The organism is Sporolactobacillus sp. PKPK-6, assembly GCF_056678885.1.
The window spans coordinates 1091742-1117621 of record NZ_JBWXPA010000001.1; the positions used below are offsets into that span (position 1 = coordinate 1091742).

The 25880-nt window shown below is 40.1% G+C and carries 38 protein-coding genes, 1 pseudogene and 1 riboswitch; of the genes and pseudogenes, 11 read left to right on the forward strand and 28 right to left on the reverse strand.

Annotation, left to right across the window (positions count from 1 at the left end; translation table 11 throughout):
* Positions 1-48 precede the first annotated feature (48 nt).
* From AC1MBV_RS05140 to AC1MBV_RS05205, 14 genes and pseudogenes are all read right to left on the reverse strand, one after another.
* A complete protein-coding gene (locus AC1MBV_RS05140; protein ID WP_255747663.1) occupies positions 49-222 on the reverse strand; it encodes a hypothetical protein in 174 nt (57 codons plus the stop codon).
* A 28-nt stretch (positions 223-250) separates the two neighbouring features.
* On the reverse strand, positions 251-1396 hold the full coding sequence (locus tag AC1MBV_RS05145; RefSeq protein WP_480947714.1) for a glycosyl hydrolase family 18 protein: 1146 nt from the start codon (positions 1394-1396) through the stop codon (positions 251-253).
* A gap of 314 nt (positions 1397-1710) precedes the next feature.
* A complete protein-coding gene (locus AC1MBV_RS05150) occupies positions 1711-2010 on the reverse strand; it encodes a hypothetical protein (RefSeq protein WP_480947715.1) in 300 nt (99 codons plus the stop codon).
* Positions 2011-2164: 154 nt separating this feature from the next.
* Positions 2165-2765, reverse strand: a pseudogene (yqeK, locus tag AC1MBV_RS05155) (bis(5'-nucleosyl)-tetraphosphatase (symmetrical) YqeK).
* Positions 2766-2814: 49 nt separating this feature from the next.
* Positions 2815-3213: a VOC family protein gene (locus AC1MBV_RS05160; protein ID WP_480947716.1), complete on the reverse strand. Its 399-nt coding sequence runs from the start codon at positions 3211-3213 to the stop codon at positions 2815-2817.
* A gap of 31 nt (positions 3214-3244) precedes the next feature.
* Positions 3245-3652, reverse strand: coding sequence for a GNAT family acetyltransferase (locus AC1MBV_RS05165; protein WP_480947717.1), 408 nt, complete (start codon positions 3650-3652; stop codon positions 3245-3247).
* 81 nt (positions 3653-3733) lie between these two features.
* A complete protein-coding gene (locus AC1MBV_RS05170) occupies positions 3734-4219 on the reverse strand; it encodes a GNAT family N-acetyltransferase (protein ID WP_480947718.1) in 486 nt (161 codons plus the stop codon).
* Positions 4220-4313: 94 nt separating this feature from the next.
* Positions 4314-4796, reverse strand: coding sequence for a tetratricopeptide repeat protein (locus AC1MBV_RS05175; protein ID WP_480947719.1), 483 nt, complete (start codon positions 4794-4796; stop codon positions 4314-4316).
* 92 nt (positions 4797-4888) lie between these two features.
* Positions 4889-5293, reverse strand: coding sequence for a GNAT family N-acetyltransferase (locus tag AC1MBV_RS05180; RefSeq protein WP_480948261.1), 405 nt, complete (start codon positions 5291-5293; stop codon positions 4889-4891).
* Between the two features lie 3 nt (positions 5294-5296).
* Entirely contained in the window at positions 5297-5434 is a 138-nt protein-coding gene (locus AC1MBV_RS05185) for a hypothetical protein (protein WP_480947720.1), read from the reverse strand.
* 186 nt (positions 5435-5620) lie between these two features.
* Complete coding sequence (locus tag AC1MBV_RS05190) at positions 5621-6058, reverse strand: branched-chain amino acid ABC transporter substrate-binding protein (protein ID WP_480947721.1); 438 nt, start codon at positions 6056-6058, stop codon at positions 5621-5623.
* Positions 6055-6261 (reverse strand): helix-turn-helix transcriptional regulator, encoded by a 207-nt coding sequence (locus AC1MBV_RS05195; RefSeq protein WP_480947722.1) that lies wholly within the window; start codon positions 6259-6261, stop codon positions 6055-6057. Before AC1MBV_RS05195 ends, AC1MBV_RS05190 begins: the two co-directional genes overlap by 4 nt.
* A gap of 138 nt (positions 6262-6399) precedes the next feature.
* Entirely contained in the window at positions 6400-6906 is a 507-nt protein-coding gene (locus AC1MBV_RS05200) for a DUF6141 family protein (RefSeq protein ID WP_480947723.1), read from the reverse strand.
* A gap of 12 nt (positions 6907-6918) precedes the next feature.
* Entirely contained in the window at positions 6919-7425 is a 507-nt protein-coding gene (locus AC1MBV_RS05205; RefSeq protein ID WP_480947724.1) for a GNAT family N-acetyltransferase, read from the reverse strand.
* A gap of 101 nt (positions 7426-7526) precedes the next feature.
* Between AC1MBV_RS05205 and AC1MBV_RS05210 the strand changes: the two genes are divergently transcribed.
* The 8 genes from AC1MBV_RS05210 to AC1MBV_RS05245 all read left to right on the forward strand — a co-directional run bounded on the left by AC1MBV_RS05210 (position 7527) and on the right by AC1MBV_RS05245 (position 15613).
* Positions 7527-7982 carry a hypothetical protein gene (locus AC1MBV_RS05210; protein WP_480947725.1) on the forward strand — a complete coding sequence of 152 codons (456 nt, stop codon included), beginning with the start codon at positions 7527-7529 and terminating at the stop codon, positions 7980-7982.
* A 277-nt stretch (positions 7983-8259) separates the two neighbouring features.
* Positions 8260-8604 (forward strand): DUF2294 domain-containing protein, encoded by a 345-nt coding sequence (locus tag AC1MBV_RS05215; RefSeq protein WP_480948262.1) that lies wholly within the window; start codon positions 8260-8262, stop codon positions 8602-8604.
* A gap of 143 nt (positions 8605-8747) precedes the next feature.
* Positions 8748-8850: riboswitch (purine riboswitch) on the forward strand.
* A gap of 187 nt (positions 8851-9037) precedes the next feature.
* Entirely contained in the window at positions 9038-10081 is a 1044-nt protein-coding gene (locus AC1MBV_RS05220; RefSeq protein ID WP_480947726.1) for an ABC transporter substrate-binding protein, read from the forward strand.
* A 109-nt stretch (positions 10082-10190) separates the two neighbouring features.
* Complete coding sequence (locus AC1MBV_RS05225; RefSeq protein WP_480947727.1) at positions 10191-11141, forward strand: nucleoside hydrolase; 951 nt, start codon at positions 10191-10193, stop codon at positions 11139-11141.
* Entirely contained in the window at positions 11128-11949 is an 822-nt protein-coding gene (locus tag AC1MBV_RS05230) for an ABC transporter permease (RefSeq protein ID WP_480947728.1), read from the forward strand. The genes AC1MBV_RS05225 and AC1MBV_RS05230 overlap by 14 nt, the downstream gene beginning before the upstream one ends.
* Positions 11950-11956: 7 nt before the next feature.
* Positions 11957-12745, forward strand: coding sequence for an ABC transporter permease (locus tag AC1MBV_RS05235; RefSeq protein ID WP_480947729.1), 789 nt, complete (start codon positions 11957-11959; stop codon positions 12743-12745).
* A gap of 13 nt (positions 12746-12758) precedes the next feature.
* Positions 12759-13835: an ABC transporter ATP-binding protein gene (locus AC1MBV_RS05240; protein WP_480947730.1), complete on the forward strand. Its 1077-nt coding sequence runs from the start codon at positions 12759-12761 to the stop codon at positions 13833-13835.
* A gap of 14 nt (positions 13836-13849) precedes the next feature.
* On the forward strand, positions 13850-15613 hold the full coding sequence (locus tag AC1MBV_RS05245; protein WP_480947731.1) for an adenine deaminase C-terminal domain-containing protein: 1764 nt from the start codon (positions 13850-13852) through the stop codon (positions 15611-15613).
* A 281-nt stretch (positions 15614-15894) separates the two neighbouring features.
* Here AC1MBV_RS05245 and AC1MBV_RS05250 read toward each other — a convergent pair whose 3' ends face one another.
* From AC1MBV_RS05250 to AC1MBV_RS05260, 3 genes are all read right to left on the reverse strand, one after another.
* Complete coding sequence (locus AC1MBV_RS05250) at positions 15895-16035, reverse strand: putative holin-like toxin (protein ID WP_480947732.1); 141 nt, start codon at positions 16033-16035, stop codon at positions 15895-15897.
* A 104-nt stretch (positions 16036-16139) separates the two neighbouring features.
* Positions 16140-16736: a GNAT family N-acetyltransferase gene (locus AC1MBV_RS05255; protein WP_480947733.1), complete on the reverse strand. Its 597-nt coding sequence runs from the start codon at positions 16734-16736 to the stop codon at positions 16140-16142.
* 304 nt (positions 16737-17040) lie between these two features.
* Positions 17041-17655, reverse strand: coding sequence for a hypothetical protein (locus AC1MBV_RS05260; RefSeq protein WP_480947734.1), 615 nt, complete (start codon positions 17653-17655; stop codon positions 17041-17043).
* Between the two features lie 138 nt (positions 17656-17793).
* Between AC1MBV_RS05260 and AC1MBV_RS05265 the strand changes: the two genes are divergently transcribed.
* Complete coding sequence (locus AC1MBV_RS05265; RefSeq protein WP_480947735.1) at positions 17794-18600, forward strand: HAD family hydrolase; 807 nt, start codon at positions 17794-17796, stop codon at positions 18598-18600.
* 18 nt (positions 18601-18618) lie between these two features.
* Here AC1MBV_RS05265 and AC1MBV_RS05270 read toward each other — a convergent pair whose 3' ends face one another.
* From AC1MBV_RS05270 to AC1MBV_RS05295, 6 genes are all read right to left on the reverse strand, one after another.
* Complete coding sequence (locus AC1MBV_RS05270; protein WP_480947736.1) at positions 18619-19086, reverse strand: GNAT family N-acetyltransferase; 468 nt, start codon at positions 19084-19086, stop codon at positions 18619-18621.
* Between the two features lie 46 nt (positions 19087-19132).
* Positions 19133-19282, reverse strand: coding sequence for a hypothetical protein (locus tag AC1MBV_RS05275; RefSeq protein ID WP_480947737.1), 150 nt, complete (start codon positions 19280-19282; stop codon positions 19133-19135).
* Between the two features lie 167 nt (positions 19283-19449).
* Positions 19450-20229 (reverse strand): glutamate racemase, encoded by a 780-nt coding sequence (gene murI / locus AC1MBV_RS05280; RefSeq protein ID WP_480947738.1) that lies wholly within the window; start codon positions 20227-20229, stop codon positions 19450-19452.
* A 138-nt stretch (positions 20230-20367) separates the two neighbouring features.
* Entirely contained in the window at positions 20368-21003 is a 636-nt protein-coding gene (locus AC1MBV_RS05285; RefSeq protein ID WP_480947739.1) for a sugar O-acetyltransferase, read from the reverse strand.
* 41 nt (positions 21004-21044) lie between these two features.
* Positions 21045-21893, reverse strand: coding sequence for an alpha/beta fold hydrolase (locus AC1MBV_RS05290; protein ID WP_480948263.1), 849 nt, complete (start codon positions 21891-21893; stop codon positions 21045-21047).
* Positions 21894-21930: 37 nt separating this feature from the next.
* Positions 21931-22242, reverse strand: coding sequence for a hypothetical protein (locus AC1MBV_RS05295; protein ID WP_480947740.1), 312 nt, complete (start codon positions 22240-22242; stop codon positions 21931-21933).
* A gap of 30 nt (positions 22243-22272) precedes the next feature.
* Between AC1MBV_RS05295 and AC1MBV_RS05300 the strand changes: the two genes are divergently transcribed.
* Both AC1MBV_RS05300 and AC1MBV_RS05305 read left to right on the forward strand, forming a co-directional pair.
* The gene (locus AC1MBV_RS05300) at positions 22273-22455 is read left to right on the forward strand and encodes a hypothetical protein (protein ID WP_480947741.1); all 183 of its coding nucleotides are present in this window, start codon (positions 22273-22275) and stop codon (positions 22453-22455) included.
* Positions 22456-22691: 236 nt separating this feature from the next.
* Positions 22692-22814 (forward strand): hypothetical protein, encoded by a 123-nt coding sequence (locus AC1MBV_RS05305; RefSeq protein ID WP_480947742.1) that lies wholly within the window; start codon positions 22692-22694, stop codon positions 22812-22814.
* Between the two features lie 127 nt (positions 22815-22941).
* On the opposite strand, the gene AC1MBV_RS05310 is transcribed toward AC1MBV_RS05305, so the two are convergent.
* From AC1MBV_RS05310 to AC1MBV_RS05330, 5 genes are all read right to left on the reverse strand, one after another.
* The gene (locus AC1MBV_RS05310) at positions 22942-23274 is read right to left on the reverse strand and encodes an Imm59 family immunity protein (protein WP_480947743.1); all 333 of its coding nucleotides are present in this window, start codon (positions 23272-23274) and stop codon (positions 22942-22944) included.
* Positions 23274-23939: a TNT domain-containing protein gene (locus AC1MBV_RS05315; protein WP_480947744.1), complete on the reverse strand. Its 666-nt coding sequence runs from the start codon at positions 23937-23939 to the stop codon at positions 23274-23276. Before AC1MBV_RS05315 ends, AC1MBV_RS05310 begins: the two co-directional genes overlap by 1 nt.
* 79 nt (positions 23940-24018) lie before the next feature.
* On the reverse strand, positions 24019-24261 hold the full coding sequence (locus AC1MBV_RS05320) for a T7SS effector LXG polymorphic toxin (protein WP_480948264.1): 243 nt from the start codon (positions 24259-24261) through the stop codon (positions 24019-24021).
* A gap of 334 nt (positions 24262-24595) precedes the next feature.
* Positions 24596-24985, reverse strand: a complete 390-nt coding sequence (locus AC1MBV_RS05325; RefSeq protein ID WP_480947745.1) for a barstar family protein — start codon at positions 24983-24985, stop codon at positions 24596-24598.
* Positions 24986-25005: 20 nt separating this feature from the next.
* Positions 25006-25842, reverse strand: a complete 837-nt coding sequence (locus AC1MBV_RS05330; RefSeq protein WP_480947746.1) for a ribonuclease domain-containing protein — start codon at positions 25840-25842, stop codon at positions 25006-25008.
* Between the last annotated feature and the right edge of the window lie 38 nt (positions 25843-25880).

Here is a 25880-nt window from a genome sequence, read left to right on the forward strand (position 1 = left end):
CCTCCTCTTACTTAGTCAATTATAGGAACGCAAATTTCATTAAATTTGTTACATCATGAATTGTTCATTGATTGATGAAGATACCTTAATAACCATCTGATCCATTAAAACATCATTCACATGTTCATGATCAGACAGCTTGGTTTCATGAATTTTCCGTCCTTCTTCCATGAAGCTCATGGGAATCAACGACCGGATCATCAACCCTGCCTCTTCGGCCATTATGGCATCTCTTAACCACGCTAATGATTCAAAGCCATTTACCAACGCTAAAATTACTTTCCAGCAACGCCCAATTCTCCGGATAGGGAAAACCTAAAGCCCAATAGCTGATCCCGCGCAGATTATATAATCGGACAAGATCAAATTTCGCTTGTGCACTGCGCGCATCTTCAAACCATACCTCATGTGCGCTTCCATTTGCATCCACATAGGTGTAAAAAGGAGATTGTGCAGCTTCATTGAACTGAATACTAACGCCATTATAAATGGCGCGTTCAAGTGCTTCTTTTGGGCTAAAGGTTTCTGCTTCCTGTCCTTCTTTATGTGGGAGCAGCCAATCTCGAGCATACGTTTCAAATCCAAGCGAAATTTTATTTGCCGGCATCACTGATAAAGCGTACTCAACCACTCGCTTCATTTCATTAACCGGTGATATGGCTTGAGGAGGACCCAATCGATACCCCCACTCGTAAGTCATTAAGACAACAAAATCAACAATTCGGCCATGCGCTTCATAATCATACGCAATGTATTCCGCACGTGGCTGATCTATGGCTGTTTTTGGCATAACCGCTGTAGATACGCTAAACCCAAGCGGATGCAGCCGGTTAACAACAAACTGCAAGAAATCATTAAAGCCTCGGCGATCCTCAGGCCGCACACTTTCGAAATCAATGTTCAGTCCACGATAACCCTTTTGTTGCATGACACGAATCACCGATGATACCAGGTTTTCGCGTGCCAATGATGAAGTAAAAATTGCATGCGCAACATCAGCGCCTGATTCATTTAGTGAGAAATTAACAATGGGCATAAGGGGCATGATGCTTTGCGCATAGGCGGCAGCTATAGATTCCTGATCGTCCAAATCATCCAAGTTGCCGTTCTCCGTTACATGATAAGCAAATGGCAGCACAGTCGAAAGAAGACCGTTTCGCTGAACAATTTCCGCGGCTGCTTCTTTTACTGGCTGATAAGTATAAGCATTGATCTCAATTACCGGCCGTTCAGGGGCGAATACCGGCGGCATAGACGGGATGACCAGTGCCTGACCCGGCACGAGCCGTTCCGGATAAGCTAATCCATTTAACGCAACAATGCCTACAAGCGGCACTTGATAATGTTGAGCAATTTCCCATAATGACTCACCGCTCTGCACAACGTGAATGTCCATGATTTATGACTCCTCCCGCACCAATCGTTTTGCGAATTCCCAACATCCTTATAATTATGTTGACATGTTAACGAATAGGTTTAGAAAGGGAGTATTATTTTGAAAAATAGTTGCTTAGCCTTTAAGGCAGCTGTTTATCATGCCGATGGATTTCAAGGATGCATGTGGTATTTCTCCATCCCTAAATGTCATCAACCATGGCTTTTAAACGAAATCCGGTAATTCATTTAAACCGAAAATCATTTTTTTGTATGCGTACCGGCCCGAATGAACTTTATCATTCTTTTACAGTGATAACCCAATTGCTTTTATTTTCAATCAATTTTTGGAAATGGGGAAATCCAAACGAATGCGTAACTCCAAAACATAAGCGATTGAGCTAAGTTCAAAGAATAATTAAATAGTGAACGAATTGCTTTTCGGTTGCCCCATTTTTCCCAAATAAAAATTATTGCTGCGATCATAAAAATAGTTGGTGCAAGCTCGGGAACTATGAGAAATATTGATAAGTCTCCCATTGTCAATAGAAGTTCAGCCACCAGTACAGTAAGCAGCATATATAAGTTATGTAATTTATAAAAAAGATACATTAGAAATCGAATAATTTTTCTCATTATCGTTCAACTCCCACGCATTAAAAAGCTCATATTTACTAACTGGTTGAATCAGATCCAAACCCCTTCGATGCTCAAAACATAGGGCTTTCTCACATTTCTTTGTCACTTCCAGCTTATAGCTATTTTGTTAGTTTACTGCCGTTTCAGTTTGTCATTTTATTTTTAATTCAAAATAAGCCTCCGCTAACCAAGGGTGAACGACCTTTAACTCTTCCTTTCGATTCCATAAATAGTGGATATAGGCGTAGGCTCCAGCCTCTAATGAAGAATGCAGCTGTTTTTTTAATTCTTCAATGTATGGCGGTTTTCCTTCTTGATCCCATTCAATCTTATCCGCAATGAATACAATGAGATCAAGAACAGACGGGTCCCGTCTGAGCGTCGTATGGCATTCAATCGCGTTGAGTTTCTAGATCAGTAACGTGAAATAATTCCATTGCCATAAACTTGGAGATCTTTTGATGAAGAATCATCGGGAATGCGATTTCTTCTTCTAAAACTTCGATATTTAATTCTTTGGCCATAGATAAGCGCTGATTGTTTGGGATCACTGCACTAATATCATGCAAAGCACCGGCAATCTCAGCTTTTTTCTCCGATGCACCAAAAGCACGTGCCAGTCTATTTGCTTCTTCGCTTACCCGTCTTGAATGCTCAGCAACTAATGGTAATTGGTTGTTTCTTAAAAAATGATAAGAATCAAGAATAGGATCGCCTGTAAAATAAACATTAAATCTAGAAAATAGACTCATTTATAAATCCTTCCTATCGAAGTTTGAATGATTAGCTTTAAACGATTCATTACGAAGGTGCAACGAATTCAACCTTGATCCGATCGGGATCTTCAAAGAAAACCGCATAATAATCCTTGCCACCTGCAAAGGGATGACGATTTCTATAAAGGATGTTCACCCCTCGCCTGATTAGGGCCTCCGTCATTTCATCTACTTCTTCTCTTGATTCAGCATGGAAGGCAAGATGATTTAGCCCCGTCCTGCATCGATGGAAGGGGATATCAAGATATTTTTTTCTTGTTTGTACGAAGACAATATATGTATCGCCTAACTCCCAGCTCTTCCCTTCCTCCCATTCTTGAACGAGCTCATAGCCTAATTTTTCTAAGAACCAGCCCCAAAAACGAACGGATTCTTTCAAATCTGAAACATTTACTTCAACATGATGAAGCAGCCCATGTGTCAAATTATTTCTCCCCCATTGATTAAGTTGTGTCTTAAATCCATTTCTCCATGAAAATCAGGTCATCTCTTTGATATCCTTGTTTTTCGTAGAAGTGTTCAACTTTATCGTTGCTTAATTCAATTAACAGATTTACCTTATCACAGCCTTTATTCTTGAGCAGTTGTTCCAGTTCCTCAACCATTTTTTGACCGATTTTCCTTCCTTGATAACCCGGGTCAACGGCCAAATGATTAATCCAACCTCGTCGCCCATCGTAGCTGCCCATGACGACACCTATAATGCACGAATCCTCTTCTGCAATAAAAAACAGCTCAGGATCACAATTCAATTTTTTCTTCAGCCCCGATAAAGTATCCGATTGAGATAGAATCAGCCCCGCTTTTTTCCATAAAACGATGACCCCGTCAAAATCACTTAATTCAAATTGTCGAAAGTTCAAAAAAAACGCCTCCTCGTATTAAATCATTTCACATTGTCCACAGTCGCCCATTCCCAATATAATGAAGAAGTTACGAAAAGGTCAGATCATGCTTTTTTCAAAAATGTACTGTTTTCCTTTTTTGCCGATAAAGGTTCGAACGGTATCGCGATAACCCATTCGTTTGTACAATCCAATAGCCGTGCGATTTTCAGCATTCACCGTTAAGACAATCATCTTTATACCGGTGAAGTGTGTGCGAACAAACGGAATCAGTGCATCCACAACTAATTTTGACAAACCATTTCCCCGAGAACTAACATCGAGTGAGAACGCTCGAAAAAGAAGAGCTTGATCATAGATACCATAAATAGATTGATGCGGAAGCTCCTCCAAGACAAAAAAACCGGCAATCGCCTCTCTGACAAAAACGACGATTGGATACGCTTTTGTCGAATCCGTTAATGACTCAAGTGCCTGAACGGGATGATAAGAAAATTTTGTTTGCCCAAATTGATCGTTTTGTAATTGCTTTAGCAAAGATTCATGATAAAATGCCAATTCCACTTGCATCAAATGCTCGCTCATTCTTTTCCCCCACATCAATTGAGTATTTTCAGCAATTTTTGATAGGCTTATCTATCATATAATCCCTCTCGCTTTTAATCACTAGGATTCCTGATCATAGATCATCAAATTTGTTGCGCAATGCTTGAGCAAATCCCTCAAACCTTTGCGCATCTACCTCATTTAATAAAAGTTCGCCTAACGTTTTAACAGCTTTGGATGGTTTATTGTTATCGATAAGAATAAGGCTGTAAAAACAATGGACCGCGACATCTTGTTGATATTTTTCAAGTGCTTTCTTAATTATTTCTAGGGCTGAATGATTTTGACCTACATTTCGATAGGATGACGCTAAGCAGATTAAAGCGATCCGTTCATCTTCTTTGGATAAACCGAGCTCGAGTGCTTTCTTATATTTGGGTATTGCTGCCTCTTCCATGGCCAATCCATCCAGCGCTAGTGCATACTGTAACCAGACCTGGCTCTCCTGAGGGTATTGATCACTTAACGCTTGAAACACATTCAAACCTTGTTCATGATGTCCTTGCTCCATTAAAGAGCTCGCCTGTTGAATGATCGAATTGTTGGTTTCTCCCATGTACTTCTTCCCCCCTCGCTCTAACATTCTATGTATTGAAAAGGGGAGCATAACTTCATCTTACCCGTACTCTTTGTTCACGAGTAACGAGCTCAGCAATCCTGATATGATAGGACAAAATTCGTTTGTTCGGTTTCCATTTTAATAAACATGACTGGTTTACCGAAACTGAGTCGCGCCTCTCTGCCTGTTTCAGAAAACCCAAACTGCTTATATAGGTGAATGGCACGTTGGTTGAAATCAGCAACATCAAGCGTGATGATTCCTTGGTAATGAAAGTGTTTTCTACCAAAAGCAAGACAATTGGATACAAACGCCTTGCCATTTCCCTTCCCCGTTTCTTTCGGACAAATGCCCAGTCCGATTTCAAAACCATTTTCAGTTACGGTGTATTCAAAAATACCAAACAACCGTCTATCTTTCAAAACCGAAAAGTAATGGTTCGCAGGAACGGAGAATATTTCTTTATAGGTCTCCTCAATTCCTTCTTCTGGAATGTTTTAAAAGGTATAGGGTTCCCCATAGATCCAATGGACATATTCCTCTGCCTGAGCTCGATTCATCGTCATGATGTTCACGTTTGATTCACTCCCTTTTGCTTTGACGATCAAAACACGTCCGGCAATAGACTTTACCATTAGTGTCTTTCACAAATCGATGGATGATCGTTTCCGTCACACCATACCATGACTTTTCCGGTGATTTAGCAATGATACACATGAATTCGCCAGGTTTAATTAGTTTTCCGCATCCCGTACACGTAAAGACGTAATTGCTTTTTAATTTTGAGAGAAAGCTCATATAATCGCCTCCTGAATCGGTTTTTACTCCTCCTCGTCGTCATCCATTCGTTTTTTCTTAAGATAATACATAACTGAGAAGGAACCAAGAAAGCAAACAAAAAAGACCGTTCCGCTGATCCATGCATTGGAAGGGTGCTGACGGTCAGTGAGCCAAATGATCATTCCCATTAGTACACCGACCGCTAAAGAAATGAGGACCAGGGCATAGTATGGCAAAACCTTTTTTCGTTTTCCTTCGGTTGTCTCAACATCGGCCGTTACGCCCATCTGCAGAAAAGAAAGTAAAATAGTTGTCATGATTAGAACAAAAAATATCGGAGATTGAAACGCTGCATGCACGCCGCTGCTGAATGCCGTGTAAAATAAAATTGCGAGCATACCAACCGTTTGGCATACATAGGCAATACGAATATTTTTCAAGTTAACAAGAATTAATCGCTCATCTGTAATCCTTTTCACTGCTTTTCCCCCTCGTCTATCCAAAAAAGTTCATCGAGTGATTTCCCGACTACGTAACAAATAGCCAAGCATAACTTCAGAGTTGGATTATATTTCCCTTTTTCAATCAAACTGATGGTTTGTCGTGTTACTCCGGTATTCTCTGCAAGCTGTAATTGTGTCAAGCCCGCTTCGATCCGGGCACTTTTCACGTGATTCATCAACGAATACAATCACCTCCACAACTCAATTGTAATATATATATTACATTAGCGCAATATATATATTACATTTTGGGCCGCATCATTCTGCTAATACTCTTTTAATGTCACTAACTTTTTAACGGTGCTATTCTCAATCTCTTACTCTCCGGCATCCATCTTTGCCAGATCCATCGCTTTTTTCAATTTTGATGCGTGACGTGAACCAATGACAAGAACTTTTCCGGATTGCAGAACAATCTCGATTCCTTGATTACCGGCTGCTGTATACGCTTTTTCACCTTTAAAATTTATCCGAATTCCCCAGCCGCCAAATCGAGAAATTCCGGCATCTTCAATGGCTTTGCAGCTTCTTATTTCGCGCCATGTGAAACGGCGCGCATGCAGATGAATCGGGAAAAAACGAACATACAGACCGTCTTTCCGAACCTCGCAGGTCAAACGTGTCACAGCGAAAAAGATTGGAAAGATTATTCCAAAAATGATAAAGAACACAATCATCATGGAATCCGGCATCGGATTCGTTCCCCATGGCTTGCCAAAAACGATCTGGATAATGAATCCGTACCAGATCAGGGCAGTAATACCCAAAACCACCATCCATAGCCACCACTGCTTCATTTTCTGAACTTCTTGATAGTATGGCATCTTCATTCCTCCTCACACGAATCGTTTATAGCGCAACGAAACAAATCCGTCGCCATCCGGAAATGCATAGGTCGGATGTTCACATGGGTACATAAACCCCATAGCTTCGTAAAACGGGATACCCATCACATTGTTTTTGAACACAGAAACCCACTGCTCGGTCGCTCCATGATTAACTTGATCATTTGTGATCGCATCGAGCAGCTTAGTGCCGATTCCCTCACGTTTTCGGTTCGGATCTAGATAAAGGACAAATAATTCCGACTTTTCATCATCGATAAAACCGCCGGCACCAGCACCCACCACACGATCCTTATCAATTGCAACAAACCATCCGTTCCATTTTTTGTTGACCGTTAAAACTTCATGCTTAATTCTGTCTTCATTGTAAAATTGTTTGATCGTTTTTTCGATATAGTGCGTGGGAATAAGTGATTCATATGTTTTTCGATACCCTTCCGAACAAACATAAATAATTCCACTGGTATCTGCAAGACATGCTCGTCTGATTTCCACCATAAAATTTGCTCCTTTTCCGCACGTTAATCTTTTTATCGATGGCTAAATGTCTCAGTAGCATTATAATACAGATAATTGTACTTTTCTGAGGGGATATCTAGATGAGAAGATTATGCTTGCTGCTCGGCTGTTTCGTCATACTCCTATCCGGATGCGCATCAACAGATGGGACAAAACAAGTTCATCCACAGAAGCAAACGGAAAAACAAGTAAAAGTCAGTATTCATATCATCGATCAGACTAATCGCTTTCGCTACTATGGAATCAGTGTGAACAAAACCCATCCGGATCCTGGTACACTCATGTTCTATAGCATCAAGTGGATTGATAAGAAAGCTGAAACCTTCTTTTTGGACAAGGGATCACAATACCGAATTGATCTTTATCCTTCAAAAATCAACCCAGTGAAAAACTTCAAAAAAAAAGGTCAATTAAAAATAAAAAATAGCACGGTACAAAAAGAGACGTCGTCAAAAAAAGACAAGGATAATCAGATACTTAGAAAATATATAACACCATGGAAAAATAATCAGTACATTCGTTTTGTCATTCACTGATTACACAATCATGGCAAAAATTACAAGTCGTCGCTATGCCATCATATAGCATGGCTCGGTTCAAGTTGTGAGTAACATCCATTCCGCCTATTCATGTTTGTTCATCCATTTTATATGGTTCAGGTGACCCTCTTGTAAATACTTATCCACTAAAAACCCGAACATATTCATAAGCAACGTTCTATATAATTCGTCTTTTCCCAAAAATATTCTTGCATAAATCTAAAGGTCTATTCTATAATGAATGAGTATTCATTACTTATTTGATTGTAAGGTGATGACCATTACAAGTGATCCGGGCGATTTTAAAAAGAGCCTGTCCCGAATTTATAATCAGATTTCTAAGGAATTGTTCGGAATGGGAGCGGTTTTGCTTCGCATTGAAACATTGGATGACCTGATCATCTTCCGTTCAAAACACCGTCGTTCTCCGCGCTCCCGTATTTTAGAGCAGGAGGTTCCATCCTTACAGCAGGAAGTAGATGCACAAATGTCGCGCATTTTTAAAAAGCGGCTTAGAGAAGGTTTGGAGATTGAACTGGGTTTATCGGTCGAAACCGTTTTACGGGATTATGATCCGTCAACACCATGGACAATCACTAATGTAATTATTTCCGATTAAAATCAAATAGCCGGGCTTCTGCATTTTTGATTCACTCTTAGATACGGACCCTCATTCAGTTTAACTGTCAAGCGGCTGTTTTTTGTTTACGAAAAAGGGCTCTTGGTTGGAAATCAATTTTTTCTAACCAGGAGTCTCTTTGTTTTTTTACAATTAAATATTTTCATATATGCCCGGTAATATGGTCCGGGCGTCTCTACCCGATAACCACTAAATCATCGGACTATGAAAATGGATGCTGTCGATTTGTTTATCGAGTTTGCTTCATCGATGTGTCCTAAATTATAGTCTGAGTTGCTCGAAATGGTTGCGGCACTCAGATTTTTTTATGCCGATTACATTTCACTATTCTGATTGACTCTGTCAATTAGAACACAAACCATTGGTACTACCTTATTTTATATAAATGATAAATTGGAGGAAGAAACAGCTTATGAAAAAAATTGTCGCTATTCTCTCTATTTTCTCAATGACAGTGCTCTTATTATCCGGTTGCGCTTCAGGAAATGATTCAGGTAAGGGAAAGAAAACAGAATTGGTTATTTCAACATGGGGATTTGATCAGGATTTCTTTAACAAAGAAATTTATGCTCCATTTGAAAAAGAAAACAATGTAAAAATTGTTGTTGAAACAGGAAATAATGCAGATCGTTTGAACAAAATCCGTCAAGGTAACTCAAAAGTAGATGTCATGTATTTATCGGATTACTTTGCTCAGCAGGCAATTGATGAAGGACTTTTTGAAAAAATTGATACATCGAAGCTGACAAATCTCAAAGAATTGTATCCAATCGCTCAAGCACCGCTCGGCAAATCGTATGGTCCTGCGTACACCATTTCACGTCTTGGAATTGTCTATAATACAAAATCAATAAAAACAAAAATAACGTCGTGGAATGATCTGTGGGATACTAATTTAAAGGGCAAATTGACTCTTCCAAGTATCACGTCAACTTCAGGACCAATGCTTGTTGATATTGCTTCCAATCACTCTGGAAAGACGTTTAATGAAGATGAAGCTTTTAAGAATTTGAAATTGCTGAATAAAAATACGGTGAAATACTATAATCAGACTTCAGACTTCGTCAATATGTTTGCTCAAGGGGAGGCAGCCGTCGGACCCATGATGGAAATGTATTACGGCGATATCAAAAAAGCTGAACCTGCAGCTCGATTCGTTGTTCCTTCAGATGGTGCCTATGCGATTCAAAACACATTGAATGTCGTCAAAGGTTCTAAGCACAAAGCGCTTGCGGAAAAATTTATCAACTGGGCAATCAGCAAAGAAGCTGAAGAACGATCGGCTAAAGCAAAAATTGACTCACCAGCAAATAAAACCGTTAAATTAACCAAAAAACAAGCTGAAGGATTAACATACGGATCTGATGCTATTACAGCACTGAAAAAAATGGATATGGAATTTGTGAATAAGAATCTGAAATCATGGATTACTCGTTGGAATCAAGAGATTCACTAAATAAAACTTTGATGTTGTTTTAGAAGTTGTGTTTTGTCTGTCTAGTCAATTTGGTGAGCCAGTTTCTGGATCACCTTTTTATTTTTTAATGCAAAGGAGGCAACGAACAATGCAAAAGCAAAAAGTCATTATGGATGTTGACACCGGAGTTGATGATGCACTTGCACTTATTTTGGCCACTCAATCGCAAGCTTTTGATATTCTGGGCATTACCGTCACATCAGGTAATGTATCACTGGATCAGGCATTTATAAATACAAACAAGGTCATTCAGTGGTTACAACTGAAGAAAAAGATTCCTGTGCTTCGGGGTTCTGTGAAACCTTTAAAACGGATGCCGTTTTTTGAACATCGCGTCCATGGCAATGACGGATTGGGGGGGGCCCTTGCTGACTATCCAGTCAAACTTCCTAACGGAGAAGATGCAGTTGATTTTTTGATAAAAAAAATCGAGGAAAACCCACATGAACTCACTTTAATTTTAACAGCTCCGTTAACCAATATTGCACGAGCACTAACACAAAAGCCGAGTATTGCCTCTTTAGTCAAAGAAGCCGTCATCATGGGTGGGGTTGTTCAAGGCTATGGAAATATCACCCCTGTTGCTGAGTTTAATATTTATGTGGATCCAGAGGCAGCGAAAATTGTTTTTCACTCAGGACTCCCGATTACGCTCGTCGGACTGGATGTCACACGTCAGGTACAATTAAATGAAAAACATTTGTCAGAGCTTGATCGCACTCCGTTCGGATCATTTGTACGACAGGCAACCGCTCAATATATAGACGTTTCTGCAAAGAGAACCGGTAGACGTTCCTGTGCACTCCATGATCCTCTGGCCGTCGGGGTTGCTCTTGATCCGTCACTCGTAGAAAAACATCCTTATTTCGTTGATGTGGAAACAAGTAGCGACTTATGTGACGGACAAACTGTTTGCGATTTTCAGAATCGCTGGGGCAAGGCGCCGAATATTCAAGTCAGCACCAAGGTCCATAGTGAACGCTTCTTGAACCTATTTATGAATACCCTAAAAGGAGAACCGTTTCATGAAGAAAAATAAAGCTTATTTATTCTTGCTGCCAGGTCTTGTTTTTCTCATCTTGTTCATGGTCGTACCTATTATTCTCACCATCAGTTCCACTCTTGAGAATCAAGGACAGCTCTCCTTTAATGGATATCTGGATTTCTTTAAAAATAAATATTTCATTCAAATTCTACTAAACACGCTGAAAATCAGTCTCATTACCACTGTGCTTTGTATTTTAGTCAGTCTACCGGTTTCTTATTACATTTCAAAACTGCACGGCAGAATGAAATCCATTCTTATCGGTCTATCTGTATTTCCGCTTTTAACAAGTGCCATTGTGCGCTCATTCAGCTGGATGATCATTTTAGGTAAAAAAGGACTGATTAATGAACTGCTTCTGCAGCTGCACATCATTAAAGAACCACTCAATATTCTGTACACATCGACGTCAGTAATTATTGGGCTTGTTCACCTTTTTCTGCCACTAATGATTATCTCACTTATAGGTGTAATGGAGAACATCAGCGACGACTTAATCCAGGCCGCGGAAAGTCTTGGTGCCTCGCGGTTTACTTCTTTCCGCAAAATCATTTTCCCGCTGTGTATTCCAGGCCTTATAGTAGGAAGCATTCTGGTATTCGTGGGAAGTTTGACAGCATACACCACCCCCGCACTTTTGGGTGGGAAAGAGCAAGTGATCTCAGTGTTTCTCTATCAGAATGCCATGACCTTAAACGACTGGCACGCTGCTTCAATTGTCGCTGCAATTATGGTAGCCGTTACCTTTATCATCGTTGGACTAATGAATCTGGCAGCCAATAAATTGAATCCAAGGGGGTAATCAGAAAATGAAGCAAAACAGCCGCATACTTGCCGCGTTTACCATTTTGACATTTATTTTTCTGCTTGGACCACTCGTCATTATTATGGCAACCTCATTTGGAGCGGACAGCTATCTTAGCTTCCCACCAAAAAGTCTGTCGTTTCACTGGTACCAGCATATTTTTGAGACTGAAGGATTTCTATCAACCTTTAAAACATCGATGATTGTCTCTTTTTTTGGAAATTTGATTGCTTTATTAATTGGACTGCCGGCAGCATACGGACTAAGCCGTTATCAATTCCGGGGTAAGAAATTTTTAAATTCACTGTTTATATCCCCACTGTTGATTCCTGGCATAGTCCTTGGGTTCGCCTTATTAAAATATGTCATCGTAACCTATCACTTTTCCATCTATACCGGTTTACTGATTGGTCACGCAATTATTATGCTCCCTTTTGTCATTCGTGTGATCGAATCAAGCCTAGCCAACTTTGATTTTTCCATTGAAGAAGCGGCAATCAGTCTTGGTGCGACAAGGCTCAGCACTTTTTTCACAGTTGTTCTGCCGAATATTCGTTCTGGATTAATCGCAGCCGTAGTACTCGCATTTCTGGAATCCTTTAATAATGTCGATATCTCAATTTTCATGACTGGGCCTGGTGTGAGTACTTTGCCGATCCAGATGCTTCAATATGTTCAAAACTATTTTGATCCAACCATCGCCGCCATTTCAGTTCTGATGATGCTGCTGACTGCCGCACTAATGTTCTTTATTGAGCGATTAATGGGTCTGTCCTATTTCACGAAAAACTAAGGAGGTATAAATGATGTCACTTCTTTCTTTGAACGATGTGTCCGTGGCATATGGACAAAACACAATTCTGAAAAATCTCAGCCTAACTGTAGAAAAAGGCGAACTCGTATCACTTCTAGGGCCAAGCGGATGTGGAAAAACGACAACACTTCGACTGATCGCCGGATTTTTGCATGCCAAAAACGGCCGATTTCTTTTTAATAATTGTGACTATACACGCGTGCCAATCAATAAACGGCATTTCGGTTTCGTCTTTCAGAACTATGCCCTGTTCCCTCATTTGACAATTTTCGAAAATGTTGCCTTTGGTCTGCGTTTGCGCAAAATAAGCAAAAAAATTATTGAACAAAAAGTCAAAGAAATTCTTGAGGTTGTCAATCTGACCGGCTTTGAAAAGCGTTTCCCAGCAGAATTATCCGGTGGTCAGCGACAACGTGTTGCCATTGCACGTGCATTGGTCATTAAACCGGATCTGTTGTTATTCGATGAACCCTTGAGCAATCTGGATGCTAATTTGCGCATCACCATGCGTGAGGAAATCCGCCGCATTCAGCAGGAACTTGGTATAACCGCTATTTATGTCTCGCACGATCAAGAAGAATGCTTTTCAATATCCGATAAAGTCGCCATTCTGAATCATGGCATCATTGAACAGATGGATCAGCCGAAAGCAATTTATAACAATCCAAAAACAGAATTTATTGCTCGATTTATCGGATTTAAAAATTTTATTTCAGGTGTAAAAAGGGAAGATGTTAATCACGAAGCTGTCTTACGCACCACACAAGGTACCTTCCACGCCGAGAATAATGGTGAAGTTCAATCAAATACCTCGCTTAAACTTGCAATCCGTCCCGACGATATTAAAATTTACACTTCATCTGAACCTGGGTCAAAAAGTCAAACGGGTGAAAATCTCTTGACCGGACAAATCCAGCTCAGTACATTTCTCGGGCAAAATTATCAATACAAGGTACTCACACCGCTTGGCGTTTTTCATGTCAATCGCAGCAGTGAAACATCGCCGCTGGCAGTTAGAGAGACGGTCAATCTTAGCTTTCCAAAAGATAAGCTGGTATTCGTTGATTAATAGGAGGCCTCATGATGCATGTTGATTTATTAATTAATAATGTCCATGTTTTCAATAGTTATCTAAAAAAATTTATTAAATCTGATGTTGCCGTTCAAGGAAGTCAAGTATTCTATGTCGGCACGCAATCGATCAGCAAATTTGAAGCAACAAAAACGGTAGACGGATGTAACGGATACCTCATTCCTGGTCTTATTGATATTCATCTACACATTGAAAGTTCAATGGTGACTCCAGAAACCTTCTCATACGGCTTGATCAAAAATGGGGTAACTACCATTATTCCTGAACCGCATGAAATGGCTAATGTATTCGGTTTAAAAGGTGTTCAAGCAATGATTCATGCTAGCGATTCCTGCACGGCAGATATGTTTTATGCGATTCCAAGCTCTGTTCCTGCCACAAGTCTTGAAACCAATGGCGGTGATATTGACATCAAAGAAATTGATGAGCTAATTCAGAGCGGCAAGGTAAGATGCCTTGGTGAAGTCATGAACTATGTCGACGTCATCTCAAAACCCGATTCTAAAATCAGCCGTATTATTCATCATATCAAAGCACATTATCCTGAAATGATTATTGAGGGGCATGTTCCAAAACTGCTGGATCTTGAACTCAGCCAGATTGTCTATGCAGGAGTAAATTCAGATCATACACTGCAGACAGTTAAAGGTCTGCAGGAACGGATTGCTCAAGGAGTCTTTGTTGAAATACAAGAAAAGTCAATGACTAAGGATGTTATGCAGGCACTGATCAATCAAGAAATTAAAGAACACTTCTGTTTTGTCACGGACGATGTGATGATGGATTCATTCGTTCAAACTGGTCATTTGAATCATCTTGTAAAAAAAGCAATGAAGATGGGCATGCGTCCTGAAGATGCTGTTTATGCAAGCACCTATGCACCGGCATGTCGCATGAAGCTGTCTGACCGTGGTGCAATCAGTCCCGGTAAATTAGCAGATTTTGTTCTGCTCTCTTCACTCAGCGACTTTACGATCGAGTCTGTATTTAAAAATGGACAAAAGGTATATGATGCTGCCCATCCAGAAGCGAATCAGCCGCATACCGGACAATTTCCGCCTGCATTCTATCATTCCGTAATGCTATCTTCGCTGTCTGAAGATGTTTTTTCTGTTCATTCATTGAATCCGGACGGTAGCTATAACTGTCGTATCATGGACGTCAAGGACGGGACAACTTTTACTGAAGAAAAAATTGACGCACTTATAATCAAAAATGGGATACTCGAATGGGAAAAGAGTCCTTATGCATTAATCTGTGTTTTCGAGCGCTACGGCAAAAATGGAAATACAGGATACGGATTGGTCAGCGGAGACACAATCAAAGAAGGTGCAATTGCGACTACCTACTCACATGATAATCATGATTTAATGGTAATTGGTCATAACGCAACCGATATGACGCTAGCCGCAAATGAGGTTATTCGCCATCAAGGTGGTATTTGCATTGTACGAGACGGACAGGTGCTTTCCCTACTTGCGTTGCCGCTAGGTGGAATCCTCACCGAACTGCCCTTTGAAGAAGCCGGCAAAGCAGTGGCTCAATTAAGAAGCTCCATGAAACAGCTGGGCTATGTCCACTACAATCCAATCATGTCCCTATGCACTCACTCACTTGCTGTAAGCCCATCTTTGAAAATAACGGATTATGGTTTGATCGATGTCAATAAAGGAAAGGTAGTTCCTTTGATCCTCAAACGAAGCGAAAATACGAAAGATTACTGCAAGAAGCAGGAAGCAAGAAGCAAACGATAAATGACTAAGTTTATGAGTAAAGAAGATTTGTATCGCGTGAAAAAAAGGTGTGCCTTCTTTCTCAATTTTAAAAATTTTTGATTGACTAGAAATTTCATTCCCCTTTATTCCTGAATAAAATTTGTATATAATTATTTGTAGACGTCATATAATGAAAAATGACCGTCGGTGCTCGTACACCAAACGGTCAATGACAACAGTATGATTCCCGCAAGGGGTCAGCGCATATGTTTAGGTAAAAAAATAACCTACCCATTAATGAGCCATCTACTCAAGGGTGGTTATTTTTTTTCGTTTTTATCTGACATAATCGCAACGATTAACGCACCAAATGAGATCATCAGCATTAAAGCATCTGCAACTGTCATCGGCAGCACCTCCCTCCATGAGGGCTTGTGCGCCGACCACCCTTGAGCAATCATTCTATTGTTCTTCTATTATAACAAGCGAACATTTATTCGTATATATGATCATGGTCTTATTTTCCATTTGAAAACGTTTAAAAATAAGGGCTATTTTCTCTTATTCAATCTACCAAATCTTTCTGAAATCCCTGCGGATGCCATGCGTCCCATTCTTCTCTGAGAACACCATAGCCGATAGAATCATAATATTCGCCATTTACGATTCTTGCTTTGCGAAAGCAGGCTTCCTTTGTATAGTCGAGTTTTTCGGCAAGCCTCATCATACCAAAGTTACCGGACCATGTGCGCAGATCAACCCGCACAATTTCCGGCATCGCTTGAAAAAGGTAATCTGTCCACAGGCCAAAAGCTTCATAGCCGCGTCCGTGTCCCCAGTATTCCGGGTTGTAAATTGCAATCCCGGCACTGAGCCAATTCGTTTCCTTGCTCTCCCAGTACCAGCCGACTTGACCAATTAGTTTATCTGTTTTCTTATCAGCAATGGCGAGATCCTTTCTCGGCGTCTCAAATGAATCCGTCTTGACTTTTTCACATTGCGCATCGACTAATTCAATAATCTCCTCTTTTGTTTTCCGAGGATAATACGGTCCGTCGAACTTCTGCCACTCTTGTCCAGGTGACCTCCAGAAAATACAATCATCCTTATCCTCTAATTTCCAATCGCGGACAACGATTTGATTTCCACTAAGTTGAATCATCTGTCTTCTCATTCCTGTCTATTTTTTATTGTGCTGCGAATAAGTTCCAAAACTGCTTCTAGACTTGTCTGTGAAATAATCTTCTTCATATTAACGATTACGAAAAACGACCATGGTTACCGCAAAAGATACAATGGTTATCATGAGTAAAGACAGAATACTAGTAAGCTGTGAAATGTCAGGAAAAGGCGTCAATGCAATTAATTGATAAAACAGTAACCATTCGCCGAGAAATACTGATAATTGTAAAACTCTAAAAGCAATACATCTCAATTAAAATCCTCCCCTTCTCACATTCCCTTCGTCATGCACTATGATTGATCATCAAAAACATGAGCAGAACAATGTAATACAAAAAGAGTCCTAGATTAAGAATGATTGGATTCGGTTTGATTGACTGAATCACTTTTGGCGGAGTATTCAAGCATGTTCGGAAAAGTAACGCAAAACAATAAATCAGTTGGATGCTTAAAAGAAATATGATTGCTGCAAAGAATGAATGATTATTTTGCAGCAAGGACAAACCAATAAAAATCGCACCGACCCAGTTAAAAATACCAGCAAACATCTCAATCGGATCTGACAGCATACTCATCATCCACTCGTCATTTGCTTCCCAGCGGTCTATATTTTCCTTTGAATGCTTATTTGAATAGACAATTTGCCCGGTTTGAAGCGCCATCGCAATGATAAAAATGATAAGGGCCAGTACACAAAACAGTGTCCCTATTCTCGCTGCCCAGCCGCTGATGAAAAATACTAACGAAAACGCGACCGGCAACCAACACGTAAAAATGAAAATAAGCAGCAAATGGATGAGCGCAAATTCGTTTTTTTTCGTTAGCATTTTAAGAAAAACAGCCAATAATAAAAACAGCATGACACCAATCCATCCAAATGCTAACGTCGTAATAAGCATGAGCAATACTCCTGTCTTATTTTCTCACTTCTTGTTATTTTCTTTCGCAACAAAGGTAACCTAATGGCAGCAATATTAACTTCTCGTTTCTTTCCATCTATCGGTGTTATAATGAAATGCAAAAAAAGGCGGAGACATATGAATCGATCATCACCAATTAAGGCACTTGTCTTTGATTTGGACGGCACACTTCTTAATTCTCAGAAAAGAGTTTCTCGAAGAACTCAAAAAACGCTCATGCGTTGCTATCAATCCGGTTTTACTCTTTTTATCGCAACTGCTCGTCCCCCGCGTTCCGTAAGTAAAATGGTCCCAAATGAATTACTCAATTGTGCGTCGGCAGTTTATTACAATGGTGCGTATGTAAAAGATGTTCATGGAAAAGCAATGAGTTATACGATCCCGAGTGCTGATTCAAGCGAACTCATCGATTTTATGTGCAACCATAATGGAACAGATGCCATTTCCATTGAATCCGAGGATACACTGTACGCGCTTACCGACAAAACCTTTGCAAAAAACGCCAAGCATATGGTTCTCCCGCCAACGATTGTCTCTCAATCTGATTTCAAGCGGCTGCCCGCGAACAAAATTCTGTTGTTTCATAGTTCAGTGGAATCAAAGCGCTACGTGATGAGATATAGCAATGAATTGAGCATTGTCGAAACCGATTCAAAAGAGTTAACTCAAATCATGGCTAAGAACGTTTCAAAAAGCCGTGCCATTTCTGCACTCTGTAAAAAAATGAATATTTCTATGAACAACGTCATGTCCTTTGGTGATGATTGGAACGACTTGGACTTGTTTCAGAACTGCGGCTATTCCGTTGCCATGGGAAATGCGGAGCCTGAATTAAAAAAGTATGCGTCAATGACCACTGCCTCAAATGATGAGGATGGTGTTGCTCAAATTCTTGAGAAGCTTTTGATTGCAAAACGTTTGTAAAGTGACCGTGTTTTCAATTTATCCAACGGTGCCTTTCATCCTCAAAACCTTGCCATCACATTCATTTGTTAATCGCTTCATTCCGTTTTTCTTGTAGAAAGCCCTAGCTCGTACATTGGTTGGAGAGACGCGGAGGTGATATTCGGACACGCCATGTTTTTCGAAAAAGCGCATCGCATACTGATGAAGTTCATGTCCTAATCCACTGCCTCTTTTCTTTGCAATGAGGTAATAAAGATGAACATAGCCGATCCTTTTGCCTTCGTATTCGCGAATGCTCAGTTCCAGCTGACCAATCACTTGATCCTTTTCAAAAGCAAGGACAAATCCGTCGGGAAATTGGCTGATTTTCTTCTGCAGCCACATTAAATAATCACCAGCATGGAAATCACGATCCGTTCCAAAACTAATGACAAACGAATCCCTGCGAAAAGCGAGAATCTTATTTTTATATTTCTCCACGTCCAACGGTTCAAAGCGCAGCAAGGGAGAATACCTCCTCAGTGTGATTGGTCAATAATCTCAATTATTTCTAGTCATCTTTCTGGTTATCTTTCAGTTCCCGCTTAATTTCCTGAATGGTAAAGCGAATCAGCCGCTTGATTAAAAAATAGATAACCGCAATAACAGCAAACCAAAATAGAATCATAATAACGAGCGGTGCATACATTGCAACTGCCATCGTACCTACCTCCCAAATTCCGTTTTTGAAACGATTCATGTTGCATTCATTATAAACAATGATTAAAAGTTATGTAAGCGATTCTTTCAACAGAACCAAATGAAAAAAGTAAAAACACAGTCGATCATAATGAACCAACTGTGCTTTATCATGTATTTATGTGCTTATTAAAGCATGCTGTCCAATTTATTCAGCAGCTCCTTATAATTCATGAGTGTTTCCTTATCTTTGACTTCCACACCGGACTTGTAGAAGGTGATTTTTCCGCTTCCTCCACCAATTTGATGCAGTCTATCCAGCGTACGTTTCAGATTCATTGCAGTACCCAGTCCACCGTCGATGACATGTGTGCCTTTTGGGAAAATCCGCTCAATAATGTCTTTAAAAATTGGGAAATGTGTACAGCCAAGTACAACCGTGCCATAATGAGACAGATCAAACGGCTTCAACTGCTCCATTAAATAAGGGATGATATGATCCGGATTAAAGTCAAACGCTTCGGCAAACTCAACCAATTTCGGCATGGGAAGCGGATCAACAATATCGTGCTTGTCGATCTGTTCAACAAGCCGATGATATTTTTCTTCCTTTAGCGTCGTCCGTGTCGCCATAACAAGCACTTTCTTTTTTTCCGGTTCGGTTTCGATCACTGCAGGTTTAACCGCAGGTTCAATGCCGATGATCGGAATCGGGTAATTCTTGCGTAAGTCCTCGATTGCCGCACTCGTGGCTGTATTACAAGCCACTACCAGTGCTTTGATGTCATGAGCAACAAGGAAGTCAACGGCTTCAAAAATGTATTTTTTTAATTCATCTTTCGGCTTTTCACCATACGGGATATGTGCGGTATCCGCGTAATAAAGAAAGTCCTCATTCGGCAATAATTTTATAATTTGATGGAGGACGGTCATGCCGCCAACGCCGGAATCAAATACTGCTATGTTCATGGATTATCACTTTTCTTTAAAAATTTTGTTCTTAACGTTGTTTTATTGTATCATCTTTGTCTGCTATTCTCCATGATGAACCCATGATCGATGATTAGAACGATGAAACGAGAAAATGGTTTGTATTTTTGACGGATTTCAATTTTCAAGATTAAATTTATTTTCCAAAAATAATGTATCATCGATTTTCCTATTTCTATGATAGTATTTTTTATCGCGCTCACCAATTTCACGGAGAACCTTGCACGGATGACCAACGGCTACCACATTATCGGGTATATTTTTTGTAACAACGCTTCCCGCACCAATTACTGAATTTTCTCCGATTGTGACTCCGGGCAGCACAATCGATTGTGCGCCAATCCAAACGTTGTTCTTAATCGTAACTGATAGATTGAATTGCATTTTCTTTCGTCTCAAATAAGGATTAATCGGGTGACCTGCGGTAGCGATGGTTACATTAGGGCCGAACATGACGTCATTCCCAACATAAATAGGGGCATCATCCACAAGTGTCAAATTAAAATTGGCATAGACCGCATTTCCAAAATGTGTATTTGATCCCCAGTTTGCTCGTAATGGAGGCTCCACATAACAGTCTTCGCCACATTCAGCCAATAGCGATTTCAATAATTTTTCACGCTTGGCTGTTTCAGACGGCCGTGTTTGATTAAAGTCATAGAGCACTTCATTCCACTTCTGTTGTTGTTTTAATAGTTCTTTATCGCTTGGGTCGTATAGATCGCCGCGAAACATTTGTTCTTTAAGATCCATCACTACCCCTCCTTGGTGTATGTTCAATATCTATAATGAAATTATTTCTCCATCATCTCTCGAATTTCCTGTGCCAATTGTTCAGGACGCTCGAGCATCACCATATGTGAGGTTTCTTTCATTTTAATACAGTGACACTGCTTAACGAGTGAACAAAAGTGTTCTACCGACTTCTTTTTATACCTTGCGATTTCGTCATTTGTTTGTGATTGAGGCTCTGCGACAATGAGGAAGACGGGCATTTTTAAGTGGGCTGCATGTTCATCCGGATCAAAGGTCCATAATGCGCGAGATCCGGCCAGTTCTGTTTCAGGCAAACATTTAAAGCGAAGCGATCCGTCTTCCATCTCGTTGACTTGATCCACAACAGCCCTTTGGACATCCCCATTCCAAAATGACGTATCTTGTTTTTGAAGATGAAGATAATGATCCATGCTGCTAAAAAAATCCTCAGGATACGAAAAGTCGGTGAATGCCTCCCAACTGATGCCTGGCCACTCTTGATAATTGAGGTAACCGGCATCAACAAGCATCAGCCCTTTTACTCGTTCAGAATAATGAGAGGCAAAATGAAGAGCTAGAGAAGCGCCCCATGAGTGACCGACCAGCCAAAATTTTTGCACATGCATTTGATCAAGTACGTCCACGAGCTGCTTGGATAATGTAGTGAAATCATAGTCTGTACTTAACCCGCTGTCCCCGCACCCCGCCATATCCGGAGCAACACTATGCAGGTCTTGCAATCGCTTGGCAACCATTCGCCAAACTTCACCGGTCCATGACTGTCCATGAATAAGCACCACAGTCTCAGATGAAGATGGATCGCCGGATTCCCTGATTTTATAGTTTACCTTTTCTCTTCCCGTTACGAAATGCCGTACCGTCCACATCAACCATCACTTCCAATTGTTAAACCTGTTTCGTTAATTATAACAATTTTATGTTTCTATGGACTGAATTTCCATTGCCAGTACCTTTTCCTGTACTTACGTCACCAACGTTTCCTGTTCCCTCTGCTTTCACCATACTATGTATCTTCGCTATATCCTTCGCATCATCGCTTATCTTTGCAAAGTCATTAGGCACTCCGGCCATTGCCGGTTTCCATTTGGTTGAACTGATCGATGCTTTTGTATCTCGGACAATTTTGGATACATGTTCTTTAAACGCTTGGCCTTGCTCATGCACAATCGCTTTTTGCGCAGGTGAGATGGCAAGCTTCCGGGTGAATAGGTTCATCATGAACACGCCTTGGAGGAGGCTGTTCTTTTGCTCATCTTTTGTCAGCTGCTTGCCGAACAGATCTCTGCCGGTGGCGGCTTGGGTGATGCCGTTCGCGGCGAGCAGCGCGTTGATTCCTTTTTCGCTTTGACTGAGCACCTTGAGCGTTCGGCTTGCCTGATCGTAGGCGCTCAGGACGTGGCCGTTTCTTTGCTCATCACCATCAGGTAAATAAACAGCACCCTCACGTTAGCGCTAAGGTGCTGTTCTTTGCCCTTTATTGATTTTTTGGTCCCATGAATTCAGTAGTCTCTTGCTTCTAATTGATTATTTGAAGGTGGTTACAGAGTAAAGAAAAGACTATTTGTTTGAGATGAGATCTAGATACTCCATACATTAGCCACCTTCACTAGCTTAGTTTATCTTGGGCTTTTTTTATATGGGAATTTGCTACTCTGCGTTTGACGATGAGTAAGTTCCTCTCTGAGAAAGTCGTCGAACAGATCATCGTATCGTTTCTTGAAAAGTTGCCAGCCAAACTGCCGGCAACAGCTGGTAAAAAAGGCATTTTGGCCTTTTTTATTCATTGAGAATGCAGAGCTGGCAAGAGGTTGGAATACTTTTTCAACTTCAAGTTTTAGTTTTAGTTTTAGTTAATTATTAATTGACTGTCAAAATTTTATTTTCTTGCTGTAAGAATAGAATTTCAATCATTTTTCATTCATCATCCCATAGTGGAGAAGAGTACTCTGGCTGTTCCCCTCTGCTAACCCTTAATTTATTATACTTAACCGTTAATTCTAATTTATTTAAAAAAACATTTTTTGCACTGTGGAAGCTTGTATAATTAGTGATTTTTCCAATCAAACTAGCTCTATCTCCCAAAGAGTAAATTTGATATACCCCTGTATCTAAATCGTATTCAATTCTTGTTTGCCACTCCATCCTATTCTCATCTTTTTGGTTAAAAATAGATACACGTAGACTATCATAACCTAATTTCTGAATTTCTTTATTCAGTAATTTTTTTTTATCACTGAGCATATCCATTATTTTATCTCCCTTATTAATCCTAATTTTTCATACCAATCAACTGATGACTCAAATTTAATTTGAAGTCCCCCACCAGAACCGAAGACTTCTGATATTGTCCCTTTTTGTACATTTGCCATATCAGCTAATGAAAAATTATATCTTTCCATCAAAATACTTAATTCAGTTTTATCCAATTGTGATAACTGTTCAAAACCTTCGGCCATATTTTCAAAATTTATGTCTTTAACAACTTCATATCTATGATAATCCATAGTACTTTCCAGATATGGAAGGCCTCTAGAATCATAGGAAATTTGTTCTCCGTTCATTAAAGGACTAGTAAACCTCCCTCTTGCATCACCATATCTATCAATAATTTGACCCGATTTTAGATTGGCGTCAAAGGTTATGGCTTTACCATTACTGTCAACAACGAAGCCATCTGCTTCTGGCCATTTAATGTTGCCTGCTTCATCCAAATAATTCGGCGAACGTACAAGTACACCTTCTATAGAATTAAAAGCTATCTCTCCATTACTTAAAACTACTTTTTTAGGTGTAAAACTACTGTTAGCTCCGCTGGTTTTCTCAACCTCATCAACTTTCGCCATACGATGCGTCTTCGCTATATCTTCGGCATCGTTGTTCATGTTCGTGAAGTCATTAGGCACACCTGCCATGGCCCCGGCGGCTACGCATTCGCCGGTGCTCAGCTTTCGCCCGGTCTCCGGATCAACGCCTTCGACCGCTCTAAGATAATCATAATAGTGCGTTAAAGTTCATCGGCTGAACAACCGCACCTTGCCGCGTTGCGTTGATCAGCTCGCCATACAGCGACGCAATGTACGGCAGGTCTTCGTTCACCTGACGATATTCATTGGTCAGATTCTGATCAAGGTCTTGAACATCAAGCACCGTTTGTGCGCGCTTTTTATCGGCCGCATCCAGTGCCTGATCAACTTCATGGTTGGAGAAGACGTTGATCGGCACAAGATCGGAAATACTTTGAAGAAATTTCTTCTGCTATAAAAAAGCATTCAGTGATGACCTAAGTCGGTCACTGAATGCTTTTTAATATCCTACGCAAAACAAACTCAATTTGACAGAATAGCCAATAATCAATTGAGTTTGTTCATTTATTTCCTTCAACTCTTTTGTTAATACGCACTACTAGCACACTACATAAAAGATAACTTGTAGAAAAATACTACCTAACAATTGCCTAGACCCATACGGATCACTTCCCAACTTTCCCAGCCACTACTTGCTGAATTAAAACGATCGTAAAAAAATTTGCAAGCACTAGTGCCCATAAGATACTGTGTAAAACATAAAATTAGCCAATCAAATACACATTAAATGACCTAACTCTTCCATTAACCATTGTTTCCATAACATTCTTCTCCCAAAAAGGTAAAATATCTTCTTGCAATACCTCTAAAAATATATCTTTATCTCCCTCATCCTTCTTTAAAAACTCTGAGTAATTATATATTACTAAACAAAGTTTTTCCTTATCAATCCAACTCAAGTCAGTCATCCAATCAATAAAAGAATCCCAACCAGAACTATCAGGCAATTTGAATTTTATCATCATTTCTTGAAATAGTTCACTTTTGGATTGTACTTGTCTTCCATCCACTTTGACAATATAGCAATCACTTTGATTCATTTTTTCTAACAAATTGTTATCTTTTTCTCTTATTCTTAAAATATTATTTGCCATATTCAAGTCTAATCCTTTCCTTATTCAATTTTTACGAAACTTTCATAATGGTCATCTGTATAATACAAATTATCATCACTACCTTTAATAAATCGTTCAGAATCTCTTCTAGCATCAGGTAATTTACTATTAACATCAAATTCTTGATAAGTCACTGGATTTCCATTTTTGTCTATAGTTGGTAATTTACCATCACGATTTTTAAAAACACTTCCGGCCTTTGTTCCAGAGGATTGACCTGCCGCATTACCATTCCACCCACTCTTGTCATACTTTTTATACGATTTTGTAACATTTTCTGGCAGACCATCTAACTTTTTAGTAGGAATAGAAATTCCTTTTCCAGCTCCGCTAGCTTTCTTATTAGCACTGCTCACTTCATGATTCGTGGACAAATCTGAATTATTGCCCACTTTATCCGACTTTATCGTATTTTTTTCTCTGAGCTCTCCAACTTTTTCTGTTTTCTTAGCTCCACCACTGGTCTTCTCAACCGACATGTTCTGCTTTAGATTTTTAATGTCGTTGATTGAGTTCTTAAATCCGTTCGCTGTGACGAATCCACCGTGTCCAACGGCAGCTGTTCCCACGGCAAGGGCACCGGGTTCTAGAGCCAGAGATGCTCCAAGTGTTTCTGGTGCGCCCGCAACTGAAAGTGTGGTTCCGCCTCCGATGAGCGTACCACCGCCAATCATTTCAGCAATCCCTTCAAAAGCGGAGAGTACATCTCCCGCTAGTTCACCGCTCTTATAGGCGTTGAACTTGCCCCATTCCTCCTGATGACCTATTTTCATTCCGATATTGTTCTCAATCACTTGATCGCCGCCACCAACGGCAAAATGAACGGTACCTTGCACAGGAGCAGAATTGACCAGGTTATCTGCATCATCTTTGA